At 67.3% G+C, this 16931-nt stretch carries 11 protein-coding genes; 8 read left to right on the top strand and 3 right to left on the bottom strand.

Translation table 11 applies throughout. The features are described from left to right. Window positions 1–48: 48 nt before the first annotated feature. Window positions 49–4761 (bottom strand): glutamate synthase large subunit, encoded by a 4713-nt coding sequence (gene gltB / locus L0966_RS06160; protein WP_234050989.1) that lies wholly within the window; start codon window positions 4759–4761, stop codon window positions 49–51. A 561-nt stretch (window positions 4762–5322) separates the two neighbouring features. Here gltB and L0966_RS06155 point away from each other — a divergent pair. After that, window positions 5323–6156, top strand: coding sequence for a PepSY domain-containing protein (locus L0966_RS06155; RefSeq protein ID WP_234050988.1), 834 nt, complete (start codon window positions 5323–5325; stop codon window positions 6154–6156). 188 nt (window positions 6157–6344) lie between these two features. Here L0966_RS06155 and L0966_RS06150 read toward each other — a convergent pair whose 3' ends face one another. Next, entirely contained in the window at window positions 6345–6926 is a 582-nt protein-coding gene (locus tag L0966_RS06150) for a YqaA family protein (RefSeq protein WP_234050987.1), read from the bottom strand. 495 nt (window positions 6927–7421) lie between these two features. On the opposite strand from L0966_RS06150, the gene L0966_RS06145 reads away from it, so the two are divergent. Next, complete coding sequence (locus L0966_RS06145; RefSeq protein WP_234050986.1) at window positions 7422–8693, top strand: cyclopropane-fatty-acyl-phospholipid synthase family protein; 1272 nt, start codon at window positions 7422–7424, stop codon at window positions 8691–8693. A gap of 118 nt (window positions 8694–8811) precedes the next feature. Here L0966_RS06145 and L0966_RS06140 read toward each other — a convergent pair whose 3' ends face one another. Continuing rightward, the gene (locus L0966_RS06140) at window positions 8812–10263 is read right to left on the bottom strand and encodes a sodium:proton antiporter (RefSeq protein WP_370640659.1); all 1452 of its coding nucleotides are present in this window, start codon (window positions 10261–10263) and stop codon (window positions 8812–8814) included. A 335-nt stretch (window positions 10264–10598) separates the two neighbouring features. On the opposite strand from L0966_RS06140, the gene leuS reads away from it, so the two are divergent. The 6 genes from leuS to L0966_RS06110 all read left to right on the top strand — a co-directional run bounded on the left by leuS (window position 10599) and on the right by L0966_RS06110 (window position 16915). Next, window positions 10599–13247, top strand: coding sequence for a leucine--tRNA ligase (gene leuS / locus L0966_RS06135; protein WP_234050985.1), 2649 nt, complete (start codon window positions 10599–10601; stop codon window positions 13245–13247). Then, window positions 13234–13863 carry an LPS assembly lipoprotein LptE gene (gene lptE, locus L0966_RS06130; RefSeq protein WP_234050984.1) on the top strand — a complete coding sequence of 210 codons (630 nt, stop codon included), beginning with the start codon at window positions 13234–13236 and terminating at the stop codon, window positions 13861–13863. Before leuS ends, lptE begins: the two co-directional genes overlap by 14 nt. Before the next feature lie 3 nt (window positions 13864–13866). After that, a complete protein-coding gene (gene holA / locus L0966_RS06125) occupies window positions 13867–14898 on the top strand; it encodes a DNA polymerase III subunit delta (RefSeq protein WP_234050983.1) in 1032 nt (343 codons plus the stop codon). Between the two features lie 236 nt (window positions 14899–15134). Beyond that, a complete protein-coding gene (rpsF, locus tag L0966_RS06120) occupies window positions 15135–15575 on the top strand; it encodes a 30S ribosomal protein S6 (protein WP_234050982.1) in 441 nt (146 codons plus the stop codon). Next, entirely contained in the window at window positions 15575–15835 is a 261-nt protein-coding gene (gene rpsR / locus L0966_RS06115) for a 30S ribosomal protein S18 (protein ID WP_234050981.1), read from the top strand. The genes rpsF and rpsR overlap by 1 nt, the downstream gene beginning before the upstream one ends. A gap of 132 nt (window positions 15836–15967) precedes the next feature. Further along, complete coding sequence (locus L0966_RS06110) at window positions 15968–16915, top strand: DUF2232 domain-containing protein (protein WP_234050980.1); 948 nt, start codon at window positions 15968–15970, stop codon at window positions 16913–16915. The last annotated feature ends 16 nt before the right edge of the window (window positions 16916–16931 follow it).

Raw genomic sequence — 16931 nt, 5'->3', positions numbered from 1 at the left:
TCCCCGCCGGGCCCTCCCCCACGAGCGGGAGAGGGGGCGGGTGTCGGCTCACTCAGCCGCGGCCAGGCCGCGCAGCTTCTCCATGTCACGCAGAGCGCGCCGGTATTCCACCGGCATCACCTTCACGAACTTGGAGCGATAGTCGGCCCAATTGTCGAGGATGGTCTGCGCCCGCGCCGAGCCCGTGTGGTGCAGGTGCTTGGCGATGAGCTGGTGCAGGCGCTCCTCGTCGTGGCGCGACATGTCGGAGTGCACGTCGATGCGGCCCTTGAACTCCAGGTCGCCGCCATGGTGGTGGAGGCGCTCCAGCAGGTCCTCCTCCTCCTCCACGGGCTCGAGATCGACCATGGACAGGTTGCAGCGCTTGGCGAAGGTCTTGTCCTCGTCGAGCACATAGGCCACGCCGCCGGACATGCCGGCCGCGAAGTTGCGGCCGGTGGGGCCGATGACCACGACCACGCCGCCGGTCATGTACTCGCAGCCGTGGTCGCCGGTGCCTTCCACCACCGCGATGGCGCCGGAATTGCGCACCGCGAAGCGCTCGCCCGCCACGCCGCGGAAGTAGCACTCACCCTCGGTGGCGCCGTACATCACCGTGTTGCCGACGATGATGGACTGTTCCGGAACGATGGCCGAGTGCGCCGGGGGCCGCACGATGATGCGCCCGCCCGACAGGCCCTTGCCCACATAGTCGTTGGCCTCGCCCACCAGATCGAAGGTCACGCCCGCCGCCAGGAAGGCGCCAAAGGCCTGGCCCGCAGTGCCGGTGAGCTGCACATGGATGGTGTCATCGGGCAGGCCCGCATTGCCGTAGCGCTTGGCCACGGCGCCCGAGAGCATGGCGCCGGCGGAACGGTCCACCGAGCGGATGGGGGTCTCGATCTCCACGCGCTCGCCGCGCTCCAGGGCGGGCGCCGCCTTCTCGATGAGGGTACGGTCGAGCACCTTCTCGATGGGGTGATGCTGGCGCTCGGTGTGGCGGATGCCGGCAAGGCGCTCGTCCGTGGGCTTCGCCGGCTGGGCGAACAGCTTGGAGAAGTCGAGGCCCTTGGCCTTCCAGTGGTCGATGGCCTGCTGCTGGTCGAGAACGTCGGCGCGGCCCACCATCTCTTCCAACTTGCGGAAGCCGAGCTGCGCCATGTACTCGCGCACTTCCTCGGCCACGAAGAAGAAGTAGTTGATGACGTGCTCGGGCGTGCCCTTGAAGCGCTTGCGCAGCACCGGGTCCTGGGTGGCGACACCCACCGGGCAGGTATTGAGGTGGCACTTGCGCATCATCAGGCAGCCGGCCGCGATCAGCGGCGCGGTGGAGAAGGCGAACTCGTCCGCCCCCAGCAGGGCGCCGATGATCACGTCACGGCCGGTGCGGAAGCCGCCGTCGACCTGCAGCGCCACGCGCGAGCGCAGGCCATTGGCCACCAGGGTCTGCTGGGTTTCAGCAAGACCCATCTCCCAGGGCGAGCCCGCATGCTTGATGGAGGTGAGCGGGCTTGCGCCCGTGCCGCCCTCGAAGCCGGAGATGGTGATGTGGTCCGCGCGCGCCTTGGCAACGCCCGCCGCAACCGTGCCCACGCCCACCTCGGAGACGAGCTTCACCGACACGTCCGCGTCGGGATTCACGTTCTTGAGGTCGTAGATGAGCTGCGCCAGATCCTCGATGGAATAGATATCGTGGTGCGGGGGCGGGGAGATGAGGCCCACGCCCGGGGTGGAGTGGCGCACCTTGGCGATCACCGCATCCACCTTGTGGCCGGGCAGCTGGCCGCCTTCGCCGGGCTTCGCGCCTTGGGCCACCTTGATCTGCATCACGTCGGCATTGACCAGGTATTCGGCGGTGACGCCGAACCGGCCCGAGGCCACCTGCTTGATGGCGGAGCGCATGCTGTCGCCATTGGGCAGGGGCTTGAAGCGCTCCGGCTCCTCGCCGCCCTCGCCGGTGTTCGACTTGCCGCCGATCCGGTTCATGGCGATGGCGAGCGTGGTGTGCGCCTCGCGCGAGATGGAGCCGAACGACATGGCGCCGGTGACGAACCGCTTCACGATCTCGGAAGCCGGCTCGACGTCGGTGATGTCGATGGGCTGCTGGCCCAGCTCCTCCGCCTCGCGGATGCGGAACAGGGACCGGATGGTGAGCAGCTTCTCACTGTGCGCGTTCACCATGCTGGCGAACTCGCGATACTTGTCCTGGGCGTTGCCGCGCACGGCGTGCTGCAGGGTTGCGACCGTGTCCGGCGTCCAGGCGTGGTCCTCGCCGCGCATGCGGAAGCCATATTCGCCGCCCACCGGGAGCGCGAGGCGATAGATCGGCGCGTCGGAGAAGGCGAGCTGGTGGCGGCGCACCGTCTCCTCGGCGATCTCGGCAAGGCCGACACCCTCAATGGTGGTGGCGGTGCCGAAGAAGTACTTGTTGACCAGCTCCGAGGAGAGGCCCACCGCATCGAAGATCTGCGCGCCGCAATAGGACTGGTAGGTGGAGATGCCCATCTTGGACATCACCTTCAAAAGCCCCTTGTCCACGGACTTGATGAAGCGCTTGACGATCTCCTTGTCGTCCACCTCCTCCGGAATCTCGTCCTTCATGGCGAGCAGCGTCTCGAAGGCGAGATAGGGATTGATGGCCTCGGCGCCATAGCCCGCCAGGCACGCGAAATGGTGCACTTCGCGCGCTTCGCCGGTCTCCACCACCAGGCCCACGGAGGTGCGCAGGCCCTTGCGGATGAGGTGATGGTGGACCGCTGCCGTGGCGAGCAGGGCCGGGATCGGGATGCGGTCCGGGCCCACCATGCGGTCGGACAGGATGATGATGTTGTAGCCACCGTGCACGGCGGCCTCGGCGCGGTCGCACAGGTGCTCTAGCGCGCCTTCCAGGCCCGCCGCGCCCTTGTCGGCGGCATAGGTGATGTCCAGCGTGCGGGTGTCGAACCGCTCCTCCATGAAGCCGATGGAGCGGATCTTCTCCAGGTCCTCATTGGTGAGGATGGGCTGGCGCACTTCCAGGCGCTTGCGGCGGGCATTGCCCTCCAGGTCGAAGATGTTCGGCCGCGGCCCGATGAAGGAGACCAGGCTCATCACCAGTTCCTCGCGGATCGGGTCGATGGGCGGGTTCGTCACCTGGGCGAAGTTCTGCTGGAAGTAGGAGAACAGCGGCTTCGACTTGTTGGAGAGCACGGAGATGGGCGTGTCGGAGCCCATGGAGCCCACGGCCTCCTGGCCGGTGATGGCCATGGGCGCCATGAGCAGCTTCAGCTCTTCCTGGGTGTAGCCGAAGGCCTGCTGGCGATCGAGCAGCGACACGTCAGTGCGCACCTCGCGCGCCTCCACGGGGCGCAGGTCTTCGAGCACGAGCTGGGTGTGCGTCAGCCATTCCTTGTAGGGGTGGGCCTTGGCGAGCTCGGACTTGATCTCCTCGTCGGGGACGAGGCGGCCTTCCTCCAGGTCCACCAGCAGCATCTTGCCGGGCTGGAGGCGCCACTTGGTGACGATCTTTTCCTCGGGCAGCGTGAGCACGCCCATTTCCGAGGCCAATACGATGGTGTCGTCGGTGGTCACCATGTACCGGGCCGGGCGCAGGCCGTTGCGGTCCAGGGTCGCGACGATCTGCCGGCCGTCGGTGGCGACGATGGCGGCCGGGCCGTCCCACGGCTCCATGAGGGAGGCGTGATACTCGTAGAAGGCGCGGCGCTCGTTATCCATGAGCGGGTTGCCCGCCCAGGCTTCCGGCACCAGCATCATGGCCGCGTGGGGCAGCGAGTAGCCGCCCTGCACCAGGAATTCGAGCGCGTTGTCGAAGCAGGCGGTGTCCGACTGGCCCTCATAGCTGATGGGCCAGAGCTTGGAGATGTCCGAGCCGAACAGCTCCGAATCCACCGAGGCCTGCCGCGCGGCCATCCAGTTGACGTTGCCGCGCAGGGTGTTGATCTCGCCGTTATGGGCCACCATGCGATAGGGGTGGGCCAGCGGCCAGGCCGGGAAGGTGTTGGTGGAGAAGCGCTGGTGGACGAGGGCCAGCGCGCTCTCGAAGTCCGGATCATGCAGGTCCGGATAATAGGCGCCCAGCTGGTCGGCCAGGAACATGCCCTTATAGACCAGGGTCCGGCACGACAGGGACACGGAGTAATAGCCCTGCGTGCGCGGGTCGCGCGCGTCATAGACGGCGTTGGAGATGACCTTGCGCAGGATGTAGAGCCGGCGCTCGAACGTGTCCTCGTCGGCGATATCCTCGCCGTGACCGATGAACACCTGAACATGCTTGGGCTCGGTGGGCAGAACGCTCACGCCGAGCGAGGAATTGTCGGTGGGCACGTCGCGCCAGCCGATGAGGCTCAGCCCCTCGCTCGCCACCGCGCGCTCGAATACCGCGCGCACGATCTCCTGGCCTTCCGCGTCGCGGGGCATGAAGAGGTGGCCGACGGCATACTTGCCGGGCTCGGGCAGGGTGAAGCCGAGGCGCGCGGCCTCCTTGGCGAAGAACTTGTGCGGGATCTGCACCAGCATGCCGGCGCCGTCCCCGGCGCGCGGGTCCGCGCCCACGGCGCCGCGGTGCTCGAGATTCAGCACGATCTTGATGCCGTCCTCGACGATCTTGTGCGACTTGCGGCCCTTGATGTCCGCAACGAAGCCCACGCCGCAGGCATCCCGTTCATGCGCCGGGTCGAACAGGCCGAACGGTGCCGGACGACCAACGATCGCCGTGTCTTTCACGGCGGCGGCACCCGGAGCCACGCTTCCGCTCAAGCCATCCTTGCGATCAGTCCCTGCCATTTTGTCGTCCCTTTTCATCTGTCGGGTCGGAAGTCACTGGCTTCCGACCCGGCTGGCCCCATTGCGCTGCGGCGTCGCGCGCCGACAGGCCGGCGCGATCCGGCCCCCGCCGTTCGCCCCAAACTGCCGTGCCACCGCGCACCGCGCAATGGTCTATCTCTCTCGTCGTGTGCTGCAACTTCCACGCCACCAGATCGCACGCGCCGCCGCGCAGGCGCGGGCGCTGCGCAAGAAAGGCCGGCAATGTGGGGGATAGGGCAGCACAGTTGCCCTATCCATCGGACGATGGCAGAAAAATGAACATTTCACAAGCTCCAGGATGGCCTCTCTGACGGCTTTATGACTAAAAATTGCGCATGGCTCGTCTGCCGCGAAAGAAGGGTGCGGAGGCTGGCGCGGCCACGCAACGGTGTTTCGATGCCGTGCTGGCGCGGAAGCGGCGGAAAGCGGGCCGCGGCGGCCTTGGAGCGGTCCAAACGCCGCCGCATTGGGCGGCTCTAGTGCCCTCAGCGGCCATCCCCATGGGGCAGGCCGGTTCGGCTTGGCAGGTGACGCTCGATCATGCCCTTTTCCCCTTCCTTGTGGTTTTCCCCCGCGATGTCGGCCCGCCGGCGCGTACGCCTCGCGGCCCTGCTGGCCGGCGGGGCGGTGGTGATTCCCGCGGCGATCGCGGCGCCACCGGCTTCGGCCCAGTTTCTGATCTATGAGGAGGAGCCCTATGTGGTGGAGCGCCCGCCCGTTTACGGGCCGCCGCCGCGCGGGACCCTGCATTATGTGATGCTGCCCCCTGCGGAGGTGCGCCGTCGGCTGCAGGCCATGGGGTATTGGCGTATTTCCCGGCCCACCCTGACGGGTCGCGTCTATCAGGTTACCGCCGTGGACGAGGATGGGTTCGTCGGCCTGCGGGTCGATGCCTATTCCGGTGAGGTGCTGAATGTCCGGCCGCTTGCCGGCCTGCCGCCAGGCCCGCCTCCAGGTCCGCCTCCCGGCCCCGCGCGCCGCGCGCCGGTGATGGTGCCGCCGGCGCGGATCACCAATGCCCCGCCAAGGCCTTTGCCGAGCACTCCCCTGCCGAGCGCACCTTTGCCGCAGCCGCGGCCCGCAGAGGCGGACGTGGCGCTTTCCGCACCTGCTGCGGTCCCGACTGCTCAGCCGCCCGCCACGTCCGCTCCGGCGGGGGCTGCAGCTGTGGAGCCGGCGCCCGCTGTCGCCACTCCGGCCAGTGCCCCGGCGGGCGGGGGCGTGTCCAATGGGGCGGTGGCGGCGCCTGCCGCTGCGGTGCAGCCGGCGGCTCCCGAGATATCTTCCGAGCCGACCGGCGCCGGTAGCGGGACGCCCGGCAGCACCGATGCGGGTTCCGCCTCCGTCCTCTCGCGCCCTGCCGGAACCGAGTGACGGCAGGGCCACCTTTTCTTTGATGCGGGGAAGCGCGGCAACTCACTCGGCTGGAGTGGTGCCGCGATCCTCTGAGGGAGGGGCGGTGCGAGGGCATGCCTGCGTTTCAGCGAATCGCGGACATGCCTTAATTTTTGACTGAACGGGCCTTCTTCACGCGCCCGGGCTTGGCTGCGCGTGCAGGCGAGCTAGACCAGATAGGCTGCCGCCAACAGCCCCAGCACCACCGCCGCCAGCAGGCCGAGTGTGACGAGGCCGAGCCGCTTCTCGATGAATTCGCGGGCGGATGGCCCGAAATAATGCAGCAGCGCCGCCAGCAAATAGAAGCGCGCACCGCGCGTGATGATGGACAGCGCAATGAACCAGCCGAGATTGTATTCGGCGAAGCCGGACGTGATCGTCACCAGCTTGAAGGGGATGGGCGTCAGTCCTTTCAGCAAAATCACCCAGTGGCCGTAATGGGCATAGGCCTCGCGGAAGGCGTCAACCTTGTTGCCGTAGCCGTAGAGGTCGATCAGGAACTTGCCGACGCTCTCATAAAGCAGCGCTCCGATGGCGTAGCCCACGAGCCCGCCCACCACTGAGGCGATGGTGCAGATGAGCGCGTAGTGCCACGCCTTTTCGGGCCGGGCCAGGGTCATGGGCACCAGGAGCACGTCCGGCGGAATGGGAAAGACCGAACTCTCCGCGAACGACACGAAGGCGAGGGCCCAGGGGGCGGAAGGCTTCGCCGAATAGGCGATGACCCAGTCATAGAGTTTGCGGAGCATGAGGGGGAACTTTTTTGCGAAAGGTGGCTTTCGCTTAAGGGCCCCTCGCGGCGGAGTAAAGGCGCGCGGCCTGCGGCGCTGCGCGCAGTGGTGCTCTTGGGTGGCGGTGCTCTTGGGTGGCGGTGCTCTTGGGCGGCGGGGCAGGCCCGTAGCACGGGCGTCGAGGCTGCCTCTATCTTGGGCGATGTGTCTGAGCGGCGAAAAATTATGCGCCAGGGGCGGCGCGAAACTTGTCTTGTGAAATTCTTGGTGGTTTCATTCCACCGGCTACGCCCTTTCGGTCGTGATACGACGATTGTGCCTCTGGGATATCCCATCCGGTAGATTGCAAACGCCCGGTATGCAGGCATGAATGAGGAATGGCGGCATCACCCGGAAAACGGGTGCGCGACGCGACCGGAGGCCGGCGCTTCAGTCGGGTTCCCTGGCGGCGGACGTAGCCGGCAACGGGAGAAAGGCCTGGGCAGATCTCGACCATGAGCGCGGAGACGGCCGATGTCGCGGTTGTTAGAAAGTGTCTTGCGTCGCGTGGTGGTGAATGGCGGCTTGAAGGTGACCATGGCCTCTGGCCGCACGGTGACGATCGGTCATCCGGCGCCGGATCGGCCGCCTGTGGCAGTGCGCTTCACCACACCTGCCATCCAGCGGGCCATTCTCCTCGATCCCGAGCTCAAGCTCGGTGAAGCCTATATGGACGGCTGCTTGGTGATGGAGGAAGGCTCCATCGCCGATCTGCTCGATCTGCTCATGGCTCAGCCGGCCACGTCCACATCGACGACGACGGTCACCTCGAAGGTTTTCTTCTGGGCGCGCATGCTGGTGCGGCGGCTGGCGCAGTTCAATCCGCGCGCGCGCTCCCAGCGTAACGTGGCGCACCATTACGACCTGGATGGGCGCCTGTATTCCCTGTTCCTGGATGCGGACCGGCAATATTCCTGCGCCTATTTCGAGTATCCCGGCCAAAGCCTGGACGACGCGCAGCTCGCCAAGAAGCGCCACATCGCCGCCAAGCTGATGCTGGAGCGGGAGGACTTGCGGGTGCTCGACATCGGCTCTGGCTGGGGCGGCCTCGGCCTTTATCTGGCGCAGATGGCGCGGGCGAAGGTCACGGGCGTCACCTTGTCGAAAGAGCAGCTCGCTCTCGCCCGCGAGCGCGCTGACGAAGCGGGCCTCGCGGGGCGGGTGGAATTCCGCCTGCAGGACTATCGGGATATCCCGGAGAAATTCGACCGCATCGTCTCCGTCGGCATGTTCGAGCATGTGGGCGTTGCCCACTACGGCGAATTCTTCCGCAAGGTCCGCGCCCTCTTGAAGGACGATGGGGTGATGCTGCTGCATTCCATCGGCCGCTCGGACCCGCCCGGCGTCACCAACCCATTCATCGCCAAATACATTTTCCCCGGCGGCTATATCCCCGCTTTGTCGGAGGTGCTGCCCCACATCGAGCGCGCCGGGCTGGTGGTGACGGATGTGGAGCTGCTGCGCCTGCATTATGCGGAGACGCTGAAGGCCTGGCGCGAACGCTTCCTGGCCCGGTGGGACGAGGCGGCGCGCCTCACCGATGAGCGCTTCTGCCGCATGTGGGAATTCTACCTCGCCGGCAGCGAGATGGGCTTTCGCCACCAGGGGTTGAATGTGTTCCACATTCAGCTCGCGGCCCGGCAGGAGGCGGTGCCGCTCACGCGCGGCTATATCGAGGCCGAGGAGGCGCGCCTGCGCGCCGTGGAGACCCGCCAGCGCTCGCCCCTGCGCCTGGCGGGAGAGTGAGGCGAAAGCGCTTCCGCCCCGGCGAATCAGCGCTCCCGCGATAATCCCCGCGCCCGTCCCGTTCCACGGGGCGGGCGTTGTTCTTTCCGGAGGCCCGGCATGCCGGGCCTCCCCTGCCTCACAGGAAGTAGAGGAAGGTCAGCAGCGCGAAGCAGGGCAGCAGGAAGGTGAGCGACCAGGCCATGTAGCCGAAGAAGGTCGGCATCTTCACGCCGCGGTGGCGGGCGATGGACAGCACCATGAAATTGGGCGCGTTGCCGATATAGGTGATGGCGCCCATGAAGACCGCGCCGGCCGAAATGGCCTCCAGCGTCACCGCCAGCGGCCCCATCAGGTGGTGGGGGTCGCCGCCGGCGAGGTTGAAGAACACCAGATAGGTCGGCGCATTGTCCAGGAAGGCGGAGAGCGCGCCCGTAAGCCAGAAATACCAGAAGTTCACCGGCTCCCCGCCCGGCCCCGTCACCATCTGAACAAGCGGCGAGAAGGCCCCGTCCAGCCCCGCCTTCAGGATGGCGATGACGGGAATGATGGTGAGGAAGATGGCGGCGAAGAGCTTGGCCACCTCCAGGATGGGCTCCCAGTCAAAGCCGTTGCGCTCGCGGATGATCTTGGGAGTGATGGCAAGCGACACGAGTGCGATCAGCACCAGGAGCACGTCGCGCACCATCCATTGCAGCTCCACATGGGTGCCGTAGACGTTGAAGACGATGCCGGGCTTCCACAGGGCGGACAGCAGGATGGCGCCGATGATGCCGCCCAGCAGCGGAATGTTCTGCGCGCCGCGCAGGCCCAGGCCCTCGGTGTCGGGCGTGGGGTCCATCTTCGGCCGGCGGCCGCCTTCCTTGGCATAGAAATAGCGGTCGAGCAGGTAGAAGGCCGCGAGCAGCAGCACCGCGATCACCACCGTATCGTGCAGCAGGTGCGTGGTGGTCCAGAAGAAGTTGACGCCCTTCAAGAAGCCCAGGAACAGCGGCGGGTCGCCCAGCGGGGTGAGCGAGCCGCCGATGTTCGACACCAGGAAGATGAAGAACACCACCGTGTGCACATTGTAGCGGCGGTTGTCATTGGCGCGCAGCAGCGGGCGGATCAGCACCATGGACGCGCCGGTGGTGCCGATGAGGCTGGCAATGAGCGTGCCGAAAGCCAGGATGGCCGTGTTCACCGCCGGGCTGCCGTGCAGGTTGCCGGTGATGAGGATGCCGCCCGACACCGTGAACAGCGCATAAAGCAGGATGATGAAGGGGATGTATTCCAGCAGAGCGGTGTGCACCACCTCATGGCCGGTCATGGCCGGGCCATAGACGATGGCGAACGGAATGGCGAAGGCGGCCGCCCAGAACAGCGCCACCTTGCCGTAATGATGATGCCAGAAGTGCCCCGCCAGCAGCGGAAACAGCGCGATGGACAGGAGCATGCCGACGAACGGGATAGCCCATATGGGCGAGAGCTCCGCCCCGTTCAGGGTTGCCACGCCGTCCGCCGCCAGGGCCGCGCTCGATGTGACCAGGGTCGCGATTGTCGCAGTTGCGAGCTGCAGCAGCGTTCCGTGGCGCACAAATCCCATCGCCATCCCTTTCCTCGTTGCAGTGGGCTTGATGGACGATGGTCGCGCTTGAGGCAAGTCAAACTGCCCTATGATAACTCAAACCGGCCTGGGGCCAGACAGGATGGCGGGAGACCGCCCGCCGCCGGGGCGTTCCTCCGGCCAGGCGGGGGCGTTCGCGTTGCGATGCGGTGGTTGACCGGCGCGCCGGTTTCTGTCCTAGTCCCGCCGCTTTCGGGATCCCCGACGGGCAAGGGGCTGAGCGCGCCCCGTGGACCCTGCCGGCGGTATCATCGGGCAGGCCCGCGCGGCGCTGGAGCTTTCTGCCGGGAGGTTTCCGGCACAGGTATATGAACGGCACGATGACGCAAGATCGCAACTCGGAGCGTGGCTCCGACCGCTACAACGCCCGCGAGGCGGAACCCCGCTGGCAGAAGACCTGGGCCGAGCGCGGCATCTTCCGCACCCGCAATGACGACCCGCGGCCGAAATTCTTCGTGATGGAAATGTTCCCCTATCCGTCGGGGCGCATCCATATCGGCCATGGCCGCAACTATGTCATGGGCGACGTGCTGGCGCGCTACAAGCGCATGCGCGGCTTCAACGTGCTGCACCCCATGGGCTGGGATGCGTTCGGCCTGCCGGCGGAAAACGCGGCCATCGAGCGCGGCATCCACCCGAAAAGCTGGACCTACGACAACATCGCCGCCATGCGCGAGCAGCTTCAACTGCTCGGCCTCTCCCTGGACTGGAATCGCGAGATCGCCACCTGCGACCCCAGCTATTATGTGGAGCAGCAGCGCATCTTCCTGGATTTCCTGGAACATGGCCTCGCCTATCGCAAGGAGAGCGAGGTCAACTGGGATCCGGTGGACCACACCGTGCTCGCCAATGAGCAGGTGATCGATGGGCGCGGCTGGCGCTCGGGCGCCATCGTGGAGCGGCGCAAGCTCTCCCAATGGTTCCTGCGCATCACCGATTTCGCCCAGGAGCTGCTGGACGCCATCGACACCCTCGACCGCTGGCCCGAAAAGGTGCGCCTGATGCAGCGCAACTGGATCGGCCGCTCCGAGGGCCTGGAGGTGCTGTTCGAGTTCGCCAAGGGCTTTGCGCCCGAGGGCCAGAAGGCGGTGAAGGTCTACACCACCCGCCCTGACACCCTGTTCGGCGCCGCCTTCGTGGCGCTCTCGCCGGACCATCCGCTCACCCAGGCGCTGGCGGCTGGCAATCCCGCGCTGACCGCCTTCGTGGCCGAATGCAAGAAGGGCGGCACCTCCGCCGAGATCATCGAAACCCAGGAGAAGAAGGGCTTCGACACCGGTCTCAAGGTGGTGCATCCGCTCGATCCCGCCCGCACCGTGCCAGTCTATGTGGCGAACTTCGTGCTGATGGATTACGGCACCGGCGCCATCTTCGGCTGCCCGGCCCACGACCAGCGCGACCTCGACTTCGCCCGCAAGTACAAGCTGCCCGTGGTGCCCGTGGTGCTGCCGCCCGAGACCGATCCCGGCGCCTTCCGCGTCGAGGAGATCGCCTATGACGGCGAGGGCACGCTGTTCAATTCCGGATTCCTCGATGGCATGACCATCGAGCAGGCCAAGGAGGCGGTGGCCCGCCAGCTGGAACGTTTCCGGGTGGGCGATGCCCCCCAGGGCGTGCGCAAGGTGAATTTCCGCCTGCGCGACTGGGGCGTTTCCCGCCAGCGCTATTGGGGCTGCCCCATCCCCATCATTCATTGCGAGAGCTGCGGCCCGGTGGGGGTTCCGCGCGACCAGCTGCCGGTGCAGTTGCCCGACGACGTCACCTTCGACAAGCCCGGCAATCCGCTGGACCGCGCCACGGCGTGGCGGGACGTGCCGTGCCCCAAATGCGGCAAGCCGGCCCGGCGCGAGACGGACACCATGGACACCTTCGTGGATTCGTCCTGGTATTACCTGCGCTATGCCTCGGACAATGTGGACAAGCCCCTGGACAAGGCGGCGGTGGCCCATTGGCTGCCGGTGGACCAGTATATTGGCGGCATCGAGCACGCCATTCTGCACCTGCTCTATTCGCGTTTCTTCACGCGGGCGCTGAAGAAATGTGGCCGGGTGGACGTGAGCGAGCCCTTCGCGGGCCTGTTCACCCAGGGCATGATCGTCCACGAGACCTACAAGGACCAGGCCGGCAAGTGGCTTTACCCGGAGGAGGTGAAGCTCACGGGGCCGGGCAAGGCGGAGAAGATCTCCGACGGCACGCCCGTCATCGTCTCCCCGCCGGAGAAGATGTCCAAGTCGAAGCGCAACGTGGTGGCCCCCGAGGTCATCGCCGACACCTATGGCGTGGATTGCGCCCGTTGGTTCATGCTCTCCGACACCCCGCCCGAGCGCGACAGCGAGTGGACGCAGAGCGGCATTGAAGGCGCCTGGCGCTTCGTGCAGCGCGTGTGGCGCATGGTGCACGAAGCCATCGAGCTCGGCGCGCCGGCGGGCACCGCGAAGCCCGACAGCTTCGGTGAAAACGCGCTCGGCCTGCGTCGCGCCTCCCACGGACTGGTGGCCGCGGTGGCGGAGGATATCGAGCGCCTGCGCTTCAATGTGGGCGTGGCCCATGTGCACGAATTCGCCAACGTGTTCGGCGGCGCGGTCGCGGCCGCCCGTGGCGCGAAGGACGGTGTGCCGGCGGATCTTGCCTTCGCTCTGCGGGAGGCGGCGGAGATGCTGGTGCGGGTGGTGGCGCCCATGACGCCCCATCTGGCCGAGGAGTGCTGGGCGAGCCTGGGCCACGACACCTTGGTGGCCGAGGCCCCCTGGCCGCAGACGGAGCCCGAGCTCTTGAAGCAGGACACCGTCACGCTGCCGATTCAGATCAATGGCAAGAAGCGCGACGACATCGTGGTGCCCCGCGCGGCCACCCCGGCGGAGGTGGAAGCGGCGGTGCTGGCGCTGGAAAGCGTGCAGCGGGCTCTCGACGGCCGCGCGCCGAAGCGTATCATCGTGGTGCCGCAGAGGATCGTGAATGTCGTTGCCTGACACTCCTACGGCCGGGGCCGCGATGGCACCCGGCGCACTTGTCCGCCGCCCGGCGCGCCTTCTGGCGCGCCTCGCCGTGGTGGGGCTCCTGTCCGGCGCGCTCGCCGGCTGCTTCCAGCCGCTCTATGCGGACAACGCCACCGTTGGCGGGCCCGGCCTCCAGGAAAAGCTCCAGGATGTCGAGGTGATGGAGATCAAGGGCCGGCTCGGCGACGAGCTGCGCAACGAGCTGATCTATCTGCTCGGCGGTGGGGCGGGAAATCCGAAGGGCGCCACCTTCCAGATCTACACCTCCACCAGCACCACCTCGTCCACCGCGCTGGTGAACTCGTCCTCTGGCCTCGCCGAGAATGCGATCATGCGCGTGGCTGCCAATTGGCGGCTGGTGCGCGCCGACGACGACAAGAAGAAGCCCATTGCCGGCGGCGAGGCGGTGGGCACAGCCTCCGTCGACCTGAGCGACCAGCGCTTTGCCAATTACAGCGCCCAGCACGATGCCCAGGCTCGTGCCTCGCGCGCCGTGGCCGAGCAGATCAAGGCGGAGCTGGTGGCCTATTTCCTCCGTGCCGCCAACGAGCTGCCGAAGCCGCAGCCGGCCAAGGCGTCCGGTAGCTGATCCATGGTTGCGGTTCGCCCCGGCGACGCCGAGGCGGCCCTCGCCCGGCGGGATCCCAAGCGCCATGTGGTGCTCATCTTCGGCCCCGACATGGGGCTTGTGCGCGAGCGCGCCGAAGGCTTGGTGCGCCGCTCGATCCCCGATGCCCATGACCCCTTCGCCCTGGTTCGCCTGGAAGGGGACGAGCTGGCCTCCGATCCCCAGCGCCTGATCGACGAGACGTCCACCATCGGCCTGTTCGGCGGTGAGCGGGTGGTGTGGGTTCGGGCCGGGAATCGCAATTTCGTGCCGGCGCTTCAGCCGGTCCTGGAAAACCCCACCGGCACCCTGGTGGTGGTGGAGGCGGGCGACCTGAAGCGCGGCGCACCCCTGCGCTCCCTTTGCGAATCATCGCCCAACGCCCTCGCCATCGCCTGCTACGCCGACACCGAGCGCGACCTGGCCCGGCTGGTGGACACCATGATGGGCGAAGCCGGCCTTTCCATCGATCGCGATGCCCGCGAGCTGTTGGTCTCCCTCATCGGCGGTGATCGGCTGGCCTCGCGCGGGGAGATCGCCAAGCTCGCCCTTTATGCCCAGGGGCAGGGGCGGGTGACGCTGGACGACGTCCGCATCATCGTGGGGGATGCTTCCGCCCTTGCCATGGACGATGTGGTGGATGCCGCCCTTGCCGGCCAGACCGGGGATGCGGTGGCCGCCCTCGCCAAGGCTTTCGGCGCCGCCACCCGGCCTGATGCGGTGCTGGGGGCGCTTCTGCGCGCCTTGTCCAGCCTGCACCAGATGACGCTCCAGGTGGCCGCCGGCCAGAGCCCCGAGCGGGTGATCGATGGCGCCCGGCCGATGGTGCATTTCTCCCGCAAGCCCAAGCTGGAAAAGGCGCTGCGCGCATTCGATCCGGCGCGCTGCCTGAAGGCGCTCTTGGCGGTGGATGAGGCGGTTCTGGCGGCGCGGCGCAATGCGGCGCTGGCCCCCGCCATCTGCGAGCGCGCGGTGCTCCAGGTGGCCCAGCTCGGCGGGCGCCGGCGCGGCGGCTGAAAGCCCGGCGAGGCGGCAGCTTGCCTTTCCGCTGAAACCTGCTATACGCGCCGCTTCCGTCGCACCCGGCCGGGGGCTGAACGGACGGCCATTGCGCCCATCCCATCGGGATGAGCGGAAGGGCAGGGCGAAAAGCCCGTCGTCCCGTGTCCCCGCCTTCCGTGCTTCGCGCCTTTCGGAAAAGGCGAGAAGGGCTCGGCGCCGGTGGACGGAGACAACGAAAGGCGAATGAGCACATGCCGCTTTACGAGCACGTGTTCCTCGCGCGCCAGGATGTTACGGCGCAGCAAGTCGAGGAACTTACCACCCGTTTCAAGGGTGTCATCGAGGCGAATGGTGGCTCGGTCGGCAAGACCGAGTACTGGGGCGTGAAGTCCCTCACCTATCGCATGAACAAGAACCGCAAGGCGCACTTCACGCTGCTGAACATCACCGCCCCGGCGGCGGCGATCCAGGAGCTGGAGCGTCAGCAGCGCATCGACGAGGACGTCCTGCGCTCCCTCACGCTGCGCGTCGAGGAGCACGAGGAAGGCCCGTCGGCCATGCTCCAGAAGCGTGACCGCGAGGATCGCGGCGAGCGCGGTGAGCGCGGCGACCGTGGTTTCGGCGGCCGTGAGGACCGTCCGCGCCGTCCGCGTCCGGCTGAAGAGACCCAGCAGAGCGAGGAGGAGAACTGATGGCTTTCGCTCCGACCGGTGGCGCCGGCGGCGGCCAGCGCCGTCCCTTCTTCCGTCGTCGCAAGACCTGCCCCTTCTCCGGCCCTAACGCGCCGAAGATCGACTACAAGGACGTGCGGCTCCTGCAGCGCTACATTTCCGAGCGCGGCAAGATCGTCCCCTCGCGCATCACGGCGGTTTCCGCCAAGAAGCAGCGCGAGCTGGCGGCCGCCATCAAGCGCGCCCGCTTCCTGGGCCTGCTGCCGTTCGTGATCCGCTGATCACACGCTCTTTGCGAGGGGCCGTTCCGGCGGCCCCTCCACGCACGACACGTCGCGGGGAATGACCTCCGGGGCGCTGGCTGGGGCGGATTGATCCGCCTCTAACCGCTCGCATGCGGGACAGCTCGTCGAATGGGACCGATCCTTCTCATCGCCATTGCCGCTGCTGCGGCCTCCGCTCTGCTTGCCGCCGGTGTCGCGGCGGGATCGGTGCTGGCTGTCCCGCTCTTCTATCTGGCGCCGCTGCCGGTCATGATCGCCGGCATCGCCTTCTCCCCCATTGCAGCCGGACTTTCCGTGGTGCTCGCCAGCGTCGGCCTCGGCCTGATGTTCGGAGGCGCCTTCCTGCTCGCCTATGCGGTGGGCATTGGGGCACCCGCTTTCGCATTGGCCTATGCCGCCATGCTGGCGCGCTCCGACGAAGCCGATCCGGAGCAGCTTGCATGGTTTCCGGTGGGGCGCCTGGTTCTGCTCGCCGCGGCGTTCGCCACCGTGGGGGTCTGGGTGGCGGTGTTGTCCATGGCCACGGACTATGAGTCCTACAAGGCTGCGGTGACGGTGGCGTTCGACGCCATGGTGGGTGTACCCGCGGGCAGTCCTGGTGACGATGCGGAGAGCCTGGGCGCCTTCATGGCCCATGTGCTGCCGCCCATGGCTGGTCTCATCACCATGGTATCCCAGCTGTTCTGCCTCTATCTGGCGGGCCGTGCGGCGCGGATCTCGGATCGTCTGGCGCGGCCTTGGCCGCAGATTTCCGGCCTGCACCTGCCCCGGATCGCCGGCTTCGCACTTGCTGTCGCGATGGTGGTGACGCTGCTGCCGGGCATGCTGGGGCTCGCCGGATCGGTCGCGGCCGCGACCCTGGTGCTGGGCTTCGCCTTGCAGGGCTTTGCGGTGGTGCATGCCATTACCGTGGGGTCCGGTTCGCGTTTTCTAGTTCTGGCGGGGGTCTGGCTCACCACTTTGGTGTTGGGCTGGCCCGTGCTGGCGATGGCGGTGCTGGGCTTCACCGACGCCATCTTCGATTTCCGCTCGCGCCTCGCCGACGGTCTGCCGCCGCCGGCGACCGGGGGGCGCTGAGCGGCTTCCCCAATCT

The sequence above is a fragment of the Xanthobacter sp. NM-59 genome, from assembly GCF_021401125.1.
Lineage (GTDB): Bacteria > Pseudomonadota > Alphaproteobacteria > Rhizobiales > Xanthobacteraceae > Xanthobacter.
This window is presented reverse-complemented; position numbering and strand designations above follow the sequence as displayed.

Excerpts from the sequence above, each read along its gene's own strand:
- gltB (WP_234050989.1), bottom strand. The coding sequence starts at position 4,761 with ATGGCAGGGACTGATCGCAAGGATGGCTTGAGCGGAAGCGTGGCTCCG.
- L0966_RS06155 (WP_234050988.1), top strand. The coding sequence starts at position 5,323 with ATGCCCTTTTCCCCTTCCTTGTGGTTTTCCCCCGCGATGTCGGCCCGC.
- L0966_RS06150 (WP_234050987.1), bottom strand. The coding sequence starts at position 6,926 with ATGCTCCGCAAACTCTATGACTGGGTCATCGCCTATTCGGCGAAGCCT.
- L0966_RS06145 (WP_234050986.1), top strand. The coding sequence starts at position 7,422 with ATGTCGCGGTTGTTAGAAAGTGTCTTGCGTCGCGTGGTGGTGAATGGC.
- L0966_RS06140 (WP_370640659.1), bottom strand. The coding sequence starts at position 10,263 with ATGGCGATGGGATTTGTGCGCCACGGAACGCTGCTGCAGCTCGCAACT.
- leuS (WP_234050985.1), top strand. The coding sequence starts at position 10,599 with ATGACGCAAGATCGCAACTCGGAGCGTGGCTCCGACCGCTACAACGCC.
- lptE (WP_234050984.1), top strand. The coding sequence starts at position 13,234 with ATGTCGTTGCCTGACACTCCTACGGCCGGGGCCGCGATGGCACCCGGC.
- holA (WP_234050983.1), top strand. The coding sequence starts at position 13,867 with ATGGTTGCGGTTCGCCCCGGCGACGCCGAGGCGGCCCTCGCCCGGCGG.
- rpsF (WP_234050982.1), top strand. The coding sequence starts at position 15,135 with ATGCCGCTTTACGAGCACGTGTTCCTCGCGCGCCAGGATGTTACGGCG.
- rpsR (WP_234050981.1), top strand. The coding sequence starts at position 15,575 with ATGGCTTTCGCTCCGACCGGTGGCGCCGGCGGCGGCCAGCGCCGTCCC.
- L0966_RS06110 (WP_234050980.1), top strand. The coding sequence starts at position 15,968 with ATGGGACCGATCCTTCTCATCGCCATTGCCGCTGCTGCGGCCTCCGCT.